The sequence below is a fragment of the Sphingobacterium corticibacter genome (assembly GCF_003076635.1).
Classification (GTDB): domain Bacteria; phylum Bacteroidota; class Bacteroidia; order Sphingobacteriales; family Sphingobacteriaceae; genus Sphingobacterium; species Sphingobacterium corticibacter.
The window spans coordinates 205,215-217,854 of record NZ_QDKG01000001.1 but is presented as its reverse complement, the minus strand read 5'-3'; the positions used below and the strand labels follow the sequence as shown (position 1 = coordinate 217,854).

The window sequence follows — 12,640 nt, the reverse complement described above, 5'->3', positions numbered from 1 at the left end:
TATGTTACACGATCCGAATCATTTGTATATCTTCGACACCACCCTTAGAGATGGTGAACAAGTACCCGGTTGCCAGCTAACGACACCGGAAAAAATCGAAATAGCCAGAGATCTGGAAACACTAGGCGTGGATATTATTGAAGCGGGTTTTCCCGTATCCAGTCCCGGAGATTTTCAGTCTGTCGTCGAGCTCTCTAAAGCGGTAGACAACGTCATTATCTGTGCCCTTACGCGCGCCAATGAAAACGACATTACCGTGGCCGCCGAAGCTTTAAAATACGCTAAACGTCCACGTATCCACACCGGTATCGGCTCGTCGGATATGCACATCAAATACAAATTCAACAGCACACGTGAGGAAATCCTGAACCGTGCCGTGGCTGCTGTGAAGCACGCTAAAAGTTTTGTGGAAGATGTAGAATTCTATGCAGAAGATGCTGGCCGTGCCGATCTTCCGTATCTAGCGCAGATGGTAGAAGCCGTTATTGCTGCCGGAGCGACGGTCGTCAATGTTCCAGATACCAATGGTTATTGTCTGCCGGATCAATATGGTTCGAAGATCAAATACTTGACAGAACATGTCAAGAACATCGATCAGGCGATCATTTCAGCACATTGCCATAATGATTTGGGCTTGGCGACAGCCAATTCCATCGCCGCGATTCAAAATGGTGCCCGTCAGGTAGAATGTACCATCAACGGTATCGGCGAGCGTGCCGGAAACACTTCGCTAGAAGAAGTGGCCATGATCTTAAAAGTACATGCAGCACACTTCCCAGGTTTGACGTCAAATATCAACAGCAAGCTCTTCACCGCCATTTCACAAAAGGTGAGTTCGATGATGCGCATGCCGGTACAACCAAACAAAGCTATCGTGGGCAAAAACGCTTTTGCACATAGCTCCGGTATTCACCAAGACGGTTTCTTAAAGCACCGCGAGAATTACGAAATCATCCGTCCGGAAGATGTAGGTTTGAATGAAGCTGGCATTATCTTAACTGCACGCTCTGGCCGCCACGCTTTGAAGCACCATTTAGAGCGCTTGGGATACACCATGGACAAAGACGCATTAGCAGCTACCTACGAGCGTTTTCTCGTATTGGCAGATGCCAAAAAAGACATTGTGGACGAGGATCTTTTGACCTTAGTCAAATAACCTTTTCCTGCATACATAATATACGCAATACATGAATTTATCCACGTTGGAAATCAACTCTTTGGCTGCTAAAGAACGCATCCAAAATGTTGTTTTCCGCACGCCATTACAATATAATCATCACCTGTCGGAAAAGTACGGCGCAGAGATTTATCTAAAACGCGAGGATCTGCAAGTCGTACGTTCGTACAAATTGCGTGGCGCATTCAATAAAATTAGTAGCCTGTCGGCGGATGATTTACAGCGCGGCGTAGTCTGCGCTAGCGCGGGCAATCACGCGCAAGGCGTGGCACTATCGTGCAAAAAGCTAGACATTAAAGGCGTCATCTTTATGCCCGGCCCAACGCCGCGCCAAAAGATTACGCAAACAGAGATGTGGGGCAATGGCAATATAGAAATCGTCTTGACCGGAGACACCTTTGATGACTGCCAAAAGGCCGCTTTAGAATACGCTGCTGAACATGCGATGGTTTTCATCCCACCTTTTGATGATATCAAGATCATTGAAGGACAAGGTACCGTAGCGGTAGAGATTTTAGAAGATTTACCGGATGTCGAGGCGGTAATTGTACCGATCGGTGGCGGCGGATTGTCTTCGGGATTGAGTCTTTACATGAAGCAACATGCACCAGCAGCCAAACTATACGGAGTAGAGCCCGAAGGAGCAGCGTCTATGCAAGCCGCCATGAAGCATGGCGCACCGATTGAGTTAGAAAGCATCAACAAATTTGTCGATGGTGCCGCTGTAAAGAAAATTGGTGCACTTCCTTTCGCTATATCCAGCCAATTGTTGGATAGCGTACGCTCTGTTCCAGAAGGTAAGATATGTACAACTATTTTGGAGTTGTATAACAAAGATGCCATTGTTGCTGAACCGGCAGGCGCTTTGTCTATTGCAGCCCTAGACTTTCATCAAGAAGAGATTCGCGGCAAGAAAGTCGTGTGTATCGTATCAGGTGGCAACAACGATATCGATCGTATGGGCGAGATCAAAGAGATGTCGCTCTTGTACGAAGGTATCAAGCACTATTTCATCGTGCGATTCCCACAGCGCCCCGGTGCATTGAGATTATTGGTAACCGAAGTATTGGGACCAAAAGATGATATCACGCGCTTTGAGTACATCAAAAAAACGGAGCGCGAACGCGGACCGGCATTGATCGGTGTGGAGCTAGGCACGGCCAAAGATTACACCAGCTTGATCGAGCGCCTAAAAGCGTATAAATTTGACTTTATTGAGATCAATAAAGATCAAACTCTCTTTGAATATTTGGTGTAACACCAAATATTTTATCTATTCCGCCGGGTAAATCTCCAATTGATCCGGCGGAATTGAATAAATTCGTATCTTTAAGAAGAATTTATACAAACCATTATTTTAGCCACTAGTGCTATACCAATATTTCCTTTTCATGCGTAAGTCCATCACAATCACGCTCCTATTGTTGAGCGTATGCTTTCAAGTAACACAAGCTCAGACAAAAAAATCTGCCGATTGGTCTACTATCGATTCTTTACTCGAAAAAGTGCGGGCAGACTATCAAGTAGCAGGGTTTTCGGTAGCTGTTGTGCATAAGGATAGCTTGCTATACAGCAAAGGTTATGGTTATCGCAATGATGAAGAGAAGTTGCCTGCTACACCGCAGACTTTGTACGCTATTGGTTCATCAACCAAAGCCTTTACGGCGGGATTAGTCGGTAAGTTATTTGGCGACAGCCTGTCTTTAGACGATAAAATCACTCAGCATTTGCCGGAATTGCGTTTTCAAGATGGACGCGAAAGCCAGGTGACTGTACGCGATCTGATGGCGCATCGCACTGGGCTTTCCCGATATGATCTTTCGTGGTATCTCTTCAACACCGATGCTCGCGACAGCTTATTGGCACGTGTGCAATACATGAAACCTACTGCTGATCTTCGCAGTACTTGGCTGTACAACAACTTCATGTACCTAGCGCAAGGTATGATTGCCGAGAAGCGTACCGGAAAATCTTGGGAAGATAATATTCGCACCCATTTTCTAAAGCCCCTCGACATGACGCAAACCAATTTGGGTATTGCTGATATGTCGAATAATAAGAATGCTTCTCGTGGCTACACCGTAGACGATGATAAAAAGATCGAGTATATGCCCTATTATAATATCAATGGCATGGGCCCGGCCGGTAGCATCAATAGTAGCGTGGTAGAGATGGCAAACTGGCTGAAAGTGTGGTTGAACGAAGGAAAGTACAACAACACACAGATTTTGCCAGCAAAATACGTTCAGGAAGCCATGAGTTCGCAAATGGTCATCGCAGCGGCCTTACCTTCTACCAAACAAACAGATGTACACCTCAAAAACTATGGTTTGGGCTGGATGATTGGTTCGTATCGCGGTCATTACCAAGTAGAGCACGGCGGCAATATCGATGGATTCTCCGCATCTATCAGTTTCTTTCCGAGTGACTCGTTGGGCATTGTGGTATTGACGAATCAAAATGGATCCGAAGTACCAAGCGTTGTTCGCAATTTGATTTCTGATCAATTATTGGGATTAGCTTACGTCAATTGGAATAGGCGTGGTGTACAACAAGACAGCGCAGAAATGGCAATAAAACCGCTGGAAGATGATTTAAAACAAGTGAAAGGTACTAAGCCATCCCATCTGTTAGCGGATTATGTAGGACAATATCATCATCCAGCATACGGACAATTCGAGATACGCTTCGAAAATGGTGTTTTAAAAACACATTTAGCCACAAAAGAACACCACTTGGAGCATTATCATTATGACACGTTCGCGCTTAGAGAGCTAAGTACCAATAAAGAGAAAAAGCAAGATGACGACGAGGCGCAAAAAATCACTTTTCACACTGGTTTTGATGGCGACATTAAAAGCGCCCAACTAGATCTTCCAGAATCGTTCGAATTCACACGCAAAGTCAGCGCCAAGGAGGTAAGCCCAAAAGATTTAGAAGCTTACTTAGGTCAATATGCTGTGGGTAATATGAAGATCACGATAACAGTAAAGGATAATGTAATCTATATGGATGTACCTGGCCAAAAAAATTATGAAACGATAGCGCAAGGCAATCACAATTTTAAGATCAAGGACCTTGCTGGTTTTGCGATTCGGTTTGAGCTAGATGAAAGCACCGGAAAAGCAAGCACGCTCTATGCAATTCAACCCAATGGTACATTCGCCGCCAAAAGAATTAACTAGTAGTATTTTCAGAAGTTTCATTTTTCTTTACAAGCAAGAGACCAATTTCCTATCTTAATCAGATATTAATACGAGAATAAGTCGCATTACGTATTCAATTCAAAAGGCTTGATTTTAAAATCAAGCCTTTTTTTATGTCCGAAACAGTTAACATAAAGAATTAACCCTCAGTCTCAATATGTTATTTTTAGAAATAATTTTCCCAAAAATTATTATTGAATTGCTATTTTATATACTTTTGAATTAAATAGTTTAAAAGAAAGAAAAATAAAGCATCCAATCAAGAAGTTATAATAACGAGCGATCCTCTTCAAACTCGCCCAAAAATGCCAATTTTCAAACTTACAAATACTAAATATGACACCAAAACTACCTTTCCAAGGTATTCACCTACTGTTGTCCGCACTTGTGCTTTTCCTACTACATGGAAACACTGCTTTTGCACAAAATGCCAACTTAAATGGCAAAGTTACCAGTGATGGACAACCCATATCAGGAGCCACGCTCACCTTGCTAGAATTACAACGAATAACCAGCACAGATGGCAATGGGTCATTTAGTTTCAGTGGTATTGCCGCTGGAAGCTATACGCTGACTGTCTCTTTCTTAGGCTTCGAAACCTATCGCGAAACCATTCGCATTAGCGCGGATATGTCTCCATTGAATATTAATTTACACGCTTCTTCCAGGGAAGATATTGGGGAGGTCAATGTCGTGGGTTATGCTTCTGTACGTCGGAAAGATCTCACCGGCGCGGTAACGCGAGTCAGCGAGAAGGACTTTAATCAAGGACCATTTACGGCACCAGATCAGTTGATTCAAGGTAAGGCGCCTGGTGTGCAGATGATCAATAATAGCGGGCAACCGGGCGGCGAAACAACGGTTCGTATCCGTGGTAATTCGGCCGTCACTGGCTCCGGCCAACCTTTATATGTTATAGACGGCATCGCGTTAGACGGACGCTCTCCGCGGCCTCAACGTAGTGCTGCCGTAGGATCAAGTCCAGGAGGAAATCCCTTGGTTTTCCTTAACCCTTCGGATATCGAAAGCATGGAGATCCTAAAAGATGCTTCCGCTACCGCTATTTACGGCGCACGTGCAGCATATGGTGTAGTATTGATTACTACTAAACGTGGAAAGGCAGGTGATTTAAGAGTAGATGTCAATGCCTCCACAGGTATAGCCTCCTTGATGCGACGTATTGATATCTTAGATGCCAATCAATTTCGAAATGCGTTAAGTAGTTATGAACTCATTGGTGGAGATTTGGGTAATAACGTAGATGCCATAGGAGCAATCACGCGCAATGCGATCATCCAAAATTATGCGGTATCGATGAGTGGTGGTACTGACGACGCTAAATTCCGCGCTTCGATCGGTTACCAAGATCAGGAAGGTATTCTCCTAAAAAGTGGTTTCAAAAAGGTGGCTGCTTCGGTCAATGGCAACTTCCGCATGCTAGAAAGCAAAAAATTAGGCCTAGATTTGGGATTAATCGGCACGCAAACCAATGAGCAACTGGCAGCAGTAACGACCGATGCCGGTTTCATGGGCAGTTTGGTTGGGCAAGCACTCAACTGGAATCCAACCGAACCGTTGTATAATAACGATGGATCACTCAATATTAAATACGGCACCTCTATTATTAACCCGTTGGGAATGGCGGAATCTAATAATGATCTTGCACGTGTTTCTACCGTAATTGGTAGTGTGTCGCCCTATTACAAATTCAATGATTGGCTAGAATACCGTGTTTTAGGAGCGGTCAATTATAGCACTGGTATTCGTCGTGCATCAACCAGAAGTTGGATCAACATTCCCGGGATTGTAGCTGATCCAAATGGAGGCGCACTAGGCGGTGAAGCTTCTTACGCCAACAATGAATTAACCACTCAGCAATTAACACACACCTTAACATTCAATCGCGAGATTGCTAATAAACTAAACTTAAATGCGATTATCGGTTATGAATACATGAATTTCATGTACAAAGGCATGGACTTCCGCGGCATTAACTATGGCGATATCGACATTGATTATACAGATGCTTTACAAGCAGGATCCAGCGGAAACCGGATTGTCAACTCATTTAATGATCCGACAACCGAATTACAATCTTATTTCTTAAGGGCCATTTTAAATTACGACTCTCGTTATTTATTAACTGCTACTATGCGGAGAGATGGATCTACCAAGTTCGGCGATAATAACAGATACGGAAACTTCCCTTCTTTCTCTGCGGCATGGAATATCCGCAACGAAAGCTTTATGCAAGATGTGGCTTGGTTAAACGAACTGCGATTGCGTGCCGGCTGGGGACGTACAGGGAATCAGGAATTTCCGGCTGGATCAGCTATCAACCGATACGGCTTCATTAATGATAACGCTGTTAGGCCGATTAATAACGGCAACCCGAATTTACGTTGGCAAAGTGATGAACAAATTAACATTGGTTTCGATTTTGGGATCTTTGGAAACAAGTTGTCCGGTTCGATTGATGCTTTTGATAAGAAAACCACCGATCTTCTCTATCCTACCATCCCACTGTATCCAAATGCACCAGACGCACCTATTATCTGGAGTAATCTGGATGGACGCATTCGTAACCGAGGGATCGAATTTGCTTTGCATGCTAATATTATGCAAAAAGAGCACTTGACATGGAATATGGGTGCAAACCTGACTTTGTTGAAAAATGAAGTAAGCAATATGAATAATGTGATACTTACGGGAGCATTAAGTGGGCAGGGTGTATCAGGAGCCACTGTACAGGTTATTCAATCTGGTCTACCGATGTTTGCGATGATGACAAGGGAATATCTTGGTTTAGATCCAGATGGATTTTCTAATTACACGGATGATGGTTTTAGTATGCTGTATGTTGGCAACCCAAATCCTACAGCATTAATTGGTTTCAGTACTGATGTGGCATATAAGAAATTTACATTCTCAGCAAACTTTAACGGGGCACTTGGACAAGATATTTATAATAATACCGCCAACACCGTATTACCAATCACAAATTTGGGTGGCTTCAGAAATATTACAGCAGATTTATTAAAGTCCCCAATTCAGGAATCATTGACGAATTCTGCGGCACCATCATCCCGTTTTATCGAGAACGGGAGTTACATCAAATTAGCCAATGCAACAATCGCTTACCAAGTAGGCAATATTGGCGCTTCCATGAAAAATCTAAACATCTTCTTCAATGGCACCAATTTATTATTATTCACCAAGTACTCAGGATTTGACCCAGAAGTCAATACCCCTAAAGGATTAGGTAATACAGGTTCTGCAGGAATCGATTATATTGGTTACCCACCAGCGAGAACCTTCAATTTAGGCGTCAATTTCACTCTCTAATCTTCGTTAACATGAAAAATAAACTATACTTATTAATAGTAGCAAGTACTATCACATTTAGCGGATGTACGAAGCTTGATGAAAAACTCAACGGACAGATTTCGGATACCGAACCAGGAGCAGTAAATGCAACAGCCTTGCTGCAAGGAGCATATATTTCCATGCGAACACCTTATCAGGGAAACTATAATTGGTCTGCATTACAACAAATCACAACAGACGAAGCAATAGCACCTACTCGGGGCGGCGACTGGGACGATAATGGTGCTTGGCGCGCCTTATTTTTGCATCAATGGCAAGCTGATCACGTCAGAATCCACAATGTATTTCGGGATCTCAATGCGGTGAGTTACGCAGCAACAGACTTACTACGTTACAATCCGACACCGCAACAAGCGGCAGAAGCACGTTTTATTCGAGCATTTTCACAGTTTTCTATTTTAGATGGCTGGGGCCAAACTCCTTATCGCGAACCTGGAGAAGAGATTTTGAAGATGCCGCGTGTTCGCAATGCTGAAGAACAGATTGAATATTTAATTAGAGAATTGAACGAGATAATACCTGACCTGCCCACTGGTAATCCCCAGATCGCCAATCAAGATGCCGCTCGTATGCTGCTCATGAAGGTATACCTCAATAAAGGTGCTTTTCTCAATAGGCGTAATCCAGTTTTTGACAATATAGATATGCAAATGATCGTCACATTGGCTGACCAAATCATTGGCCGCTACACTTTGGCAAACAATTATTTCGATAATTTTGCACTAAATAATAACCAATCTACAGAAAACATCTTTTTAAGCGCTAACACCGGCGGCAGCAATTCGGGAGACATCTACTCCATGTTTAGGTCAACCATGCATTACAATATGAATCCGAGTGGTTCAAACGGTTTTGCCACTTTATCTAACTTCTATGACAAATTTGAACAAGATGATCAACGCAGGAGTTCTCCTTACCCTGGGGTGACCAATGTTGCTGGCTTACGTATGGGGTTCCTTATTGGGCAACAATTTAATGCTGCTGGTATAGCCTTGCAAGATCGGCGCGGTAATCCCCTTAGTTTTACACCAGAAGTAAGCATCATAGAGCGCGGGAATAACCTGGAAGTAACCGGCATTCGCGTCATCAAATATGTGCCCGATTATATTAATCTTGGTTCCAATAATGCGCAGAATGATTGGGTTTTTTACCGTTATTCGGATGTCCTGTTGATGAAAGCCGAAGCATTGCTTCGCATGAATCAGATCGCTGCCGCACTGCCGTTGGTAAACGAAGTAAGAACACAGCGAAATGCTTCCGCTTTAGTGAGCCTCAGTCTCGATAATTTGCTGGATGAGCTTGGCCGAGAATTCTTTTGGGAAGCACATCGTCGTACGGATCTTATACGTTTTAGTAAGTACTTAGATGCTTGGCAAGAAAAACCGGCATCTAACCCACGAGCCTTATTATTTCCGATCCCATTGAATCAAGCAGGAAATACGAATTTGATTCAAAACCCTGGTTACGAGTAACAGCAGCAGCTTATCTGCAAATTGATAAAACGATATATTCTAAGCTTCTTAAACCGTGTTAATTCTCAATACAGAGACAAATAATAACGGTTCTAACACCAACACTTTGCCTCTTATCACGGAAATAGAAGGTCTTACATATTTGGCGATCAAAATCGAATGGATCCAACCAAAAGATTCGCGTTTGTAAAAACACATATTTTCTAAAACAGAATAAAAAAATGGGATTTGTGCTTAACGAGTCCCATTTTTTATTACATTTGGTTACTATACCTATTAAAAATATAAACTTAGAAAATGCACACCATGGAGTAGTCTAATCACACTACCCCTGCTAAACGGTGTAAAAACTACTATTTAATAAACTTAAAACACACTACACATGAAATCAAAATTACCTGCTCAAGGTATTCGTTTGCTTGTGTCTGCGCTAGTTCTTTTCCTATTACACGGAAACATGGCGTTTGCACAAAATGCTACCTTAAATGGCAAAGTGACCGGCGACGGACAAGCTATTTCGGGAGCTACACTCACATTAGTAGAATTGGATCGAAAAGCTGGCACCGATGCTACTGGTTCGTTCAGTTTTAGCGGCGTAGCCGCGGGAAGCTACACGCTTATTGTTTCTTTCCTAGGCTACGAAACCTATCGGGAAACCATTCGCGTTAGCGAAAACATGTCGCCATTAAGTATCAACTTGCAAGCTTCGTCTAGCGAAGATATTGGTGAAATCACCGTTGTCGGTTATGCTTCCGTACAGCGAAAAGACCTAACCGGTGCAGTCACCAAGGTGAGTGAAAAAGACTTTAACCAAGGACCATTCACTGCGCCAGATCAATTGATTCAGGGTAAAGCGCCTGGCGTACAAATGATTAATAATAGCGGCCAGCCGGGTGGAGAAACCACCGTGCGGATCCGTGGTAACTCAGCTGTTACAGGAAATGGCCAACCACTATATGTCGTGGATGGAATTGCTTTAGATGGCCGTTCACCGCGTCCATCACGTAGCGCGGCAGTTGGCGCTACGCCGGGTGGAAATCCATTGGTATTTCTCAACACTTCAGATATAGAAAGCATGGAAATCCTCAAAGATGCTTCCGCCACTGCGATTTACGGTGCGCGTGCAGCATACGGGGTGGTTTTGATCAATACCAAGCGCGGTAAAGCGGGCGATCTGCAGGTCAATGTCAATGCATCTACCGGTGTGTCGTCTTTGATGCGACGCTTAGATATCTTAGATGCTAATCAGTTCCGTGGCGCTTTAAATAGTTATGGAATTACGGGCGGTGATTTGGGATCTGATGTGGATGCTATGGGTGCAATTACACGCAACGCGATTATTCAAGATTATGCGGTATCCATGAGCGGTGGTACGGAAGACGCCAAATTTCGTGCTTCCATCGGTTACCAAGATCAAGAAGGTATCTTGATTAAAAGTGGCTTTAAAAAGGTAGCGGCTTCCGTAAACGGTAACTTCCGCATGTTAGAAAGCAAAAAATTAGGTCTTGATTTGGGACTGATTGGTACGCAAACCAACGAACAATTGGCAGCGGTAACAACCGATGCCGGTTTTGAAGGCAGCTTAGTCGGTCAAGCGCTTAACTGGAATCCAACCGAACGGCTATATAATGAAGATGGTTCGCTCAATATTAAGTACGGCACATCGATCATCAATCCATTAGGGATGGCTGAAGCCAACAATGATCATGCGCGAGTCACGACCGTAATTGGTAGCGTTTCCCCTTATTACAAATTCAATGATTGGTTAGAATACCGTGTTTTAGGAGCGGTAAATTATAGCTCAGGTATTCGTCGTGCTTCGACCAGAAGTTGGATCAACATCCCCGGCATTGTAGCCGATCAAGATGGTGGCACACTAGGCGGCGAAGCTTCGTATGCCAATAACGAACTATTGACGAGCCAATTGACACACACATTGACCTTCAATAGAGAGATTGCCGACAAACTAAATTTGAATGCCGTAATTGGTTATGAATATATGAATTTCATTTACAAGGGCATGGATTTCCGTGGCATTAATTATGGTGATATCGACATTGATTATACGGATGCTTTACAAGCGGGATCCAGCGGAAACCGTACCGTTAATTCGTTCAATGATCCAACCACGGAGCTACAATCATACTTCTTCCGCGCGATTTTCAACTATGACTCGCGTTATTTATTGACCGCTACCATACGTCGTGACGGTTCTACTAAATTCGGAGCAAATAATAAATACGGAAACTTCCCTTCTTTCTCTGCCGCTTGGAACATTCGCAATGAAAGCTTTATGCAAGATGTAGAATGGTTAAGTGAATTGCGCTTGCGTGCCGGTTGGGGACGTACCGGTAACCAAGAATTTCCAGCCGGATCAGCTATCAACCGATACGGCTTTATTAATGATAATGCTGTAAGACCGATTAATAACGGTAATCAAGATCTACGTTGGCAAAGCGACGAACAATTGAATATCGGTTTAGACTTTGGACTATTTGGCACCAAGTTGACGGGTTCGATTGATGTTTTTGATAAGAAAACCACCGATCTTCTCTATCCGACCATTCCGTTGTATCCTAATGCACCGGATGCACCCATTATTTGGAGCAATCTGGACGGAGAGATCCGTAACCGCGGGGTAGAATTTGGTTTGCATTCCAACGTAATTCAAAAAGAAAACTTGACTTGGAATGTTGGTGCTAACCTGACTTTATTGAAAAATGAAGTGAACAATATGAATAATGTAATCCTCACCGGTGCACTAAGTGGTCAAGGTGTATCAGGCGCTACAGTGCAGGTCATTCAAGCAGGCTTGCCGATGTTTGCTATCATGACACGTGAATATACCGGCTTAAGCCCAGAAGGATTTTCCACCTACACCGACGATGGATTTACGATGCTGTATATGGGCAATCCAAATCCTAGTGCCTTGATTGGCTTTAGCACCGATGTGGCTTATAAAAGATTTACTTTCTCTGCGAACTTCAACGGTATGTTGGGGCAGGATATTTATAATAATACCGCCAACACGGTATTACCGATTACCAATTTGGGTGGATTCAGAAATATTGCAGCGGGTTTGTTAGACTCCCCTATTCAGGAATCATTGACCAACTCGGCCGCGCCGTCTTCCCGTTTTATCGAGAATGGAAGTTACCTCAAATTAGCGAATGCGACGATTGGTTACCGTGTAGGTAATATTGGCGCTTCGTTGAAGAACCTCAATATCTTCTTCAACGGTACCAACTTATTGCTATTCACCAAATATTCTGGGTTTGATCCAGAAGTAAACACCGCCAAAGGCGTAGGCAACACGGGCTCCGCGGGTATTGATTACATTGGCTATCCGCCAGTACGGACTTTTAATCTAGGTGTAAACTTCTCTCTCTAATCTTGGA

At 43.5% G+C, this 12,640-nt stretch carries 6 protein-coding genes; all 6 read left to right on the top strand.

What is annotated here, in order from left to right:
• Position 1 precedes the first annotated feature (1 nt).
• Complete coding sequence (locus tag DC487_RS00865; protein ID WP_116774065.1) at positions 2-1,156, top strand: 2-isopropylmalate synthase; 1,155 nt, start codon at positions 2-4, stop codon at positions 1,154-1,156.
• Positions 1,157-1,187: 31 nt separating this feature from the next.
• Positions 1,188-2,435 (top strand): threonine ammonia-lyase IlvA, encoded by a 1,248-nt coding sequence (gene ilvA / locus DC487_RS00860; protein ID WP_116774063.1) that lies wholly within the window; start codon positions 1,188-1,190, stop codon positions 2,433-2,435.
• A 133-nt stretch (positions 2,436-2,568) separates the two neighbouring features.
• The gene (locus DC487_RS00855) at positions 2,569-4,362 is read left to right on the top strand and encodes a serine hydrolase (protein ID WP_116774061.1); all 1,794 of its coding nucleotides are present in this window, start codon (positions 2,569-2,571) and stop codon (positions 4,360-4,362) included.
• 357 nt (positions 4,363-4,719) lie between these two features.
• Positions 4,720-7,728: a SusC/RagA family TonB-linked outer membrane protein gene (locus DC487_RS00850; protein ID WP_116774060.1), complete on the top strand. Its 3,009-nt coding sequence runs from the start codon at positions 4,720-4,722 to the stop codon at positions 7,726-7,728.
• 11 nt (positions 7,729-7,739) lie between these two features.
• Entirely contained in the window at positions 7,740-9,242 is a 1,503-nt protein-coding gene (locus DC487_RS00845) for a RagB/SusD family nutrient uptake outer membrane protein (RefSeq protein ID WP_116774058.1), read from the top strand.
• A 382-nt stretch (positions 9,243-9,624) separates the two neighbouring features.
• The gene (locus DC487_RS00840) at positions 9,625-12,633 is read left to right on the top strand and encodes a SusC/RagA family TonB-linked outer membrane protein (RefSeq protein ID WP_116774057.1); all 3,009 of its coding nucleotides are present in this window, start codon (positions 9,625-9,627) and stop codon (positions 12,631-12,633) included.
• Positions 12,634-12,640: the final 7 nt, after the last annotated feature.

Excerpts from the sequence above, each read along its gene's own strand:
- DC487_RS00865 (WP_116774065.1), top strand. The coding sequence starts at position 2 with ATGTTACACGATCCGAATCATTTGTATATCTTCGACACCACCCTTAGA.
- DC487_RS00845 (WP_116774058.1), top strand. The coding sequence starts at position 7,740 with ATGAAAAATAAACTATACTTATTAATAGTAGCAAGTACTATCACATTT.
- DC487_RS00855 (WP_116774061.1), top strand. The coding sequence starts at position 2,569 with ATGCGTAAGTCCATCACAATCACGCTCCTATTGTTGAGCGTATGCTTT.
- ilvA (WP_116774063.1), top strand. The coding sequence starts at position 1,188 with ATGAATTTATCCACGTTGGAAATCAACTCTTTGGCTGCTAAAGAACGC.
- DC487_RS00850 (WP_116774060.1), top strand. The coding sequence starts at position 4,720 with ATGACACCAAAACTACCTTTCCAAGGTATTCACCTACTGTTGTCCGCA.
- DC487_RS00840 (WP_116774057.1), top strand. The coding sequence starts at position 9,625 with ATGAAATCAAAATTACCTGCTCAAGGTATTCGTTTGCTTGTGTCTGCG.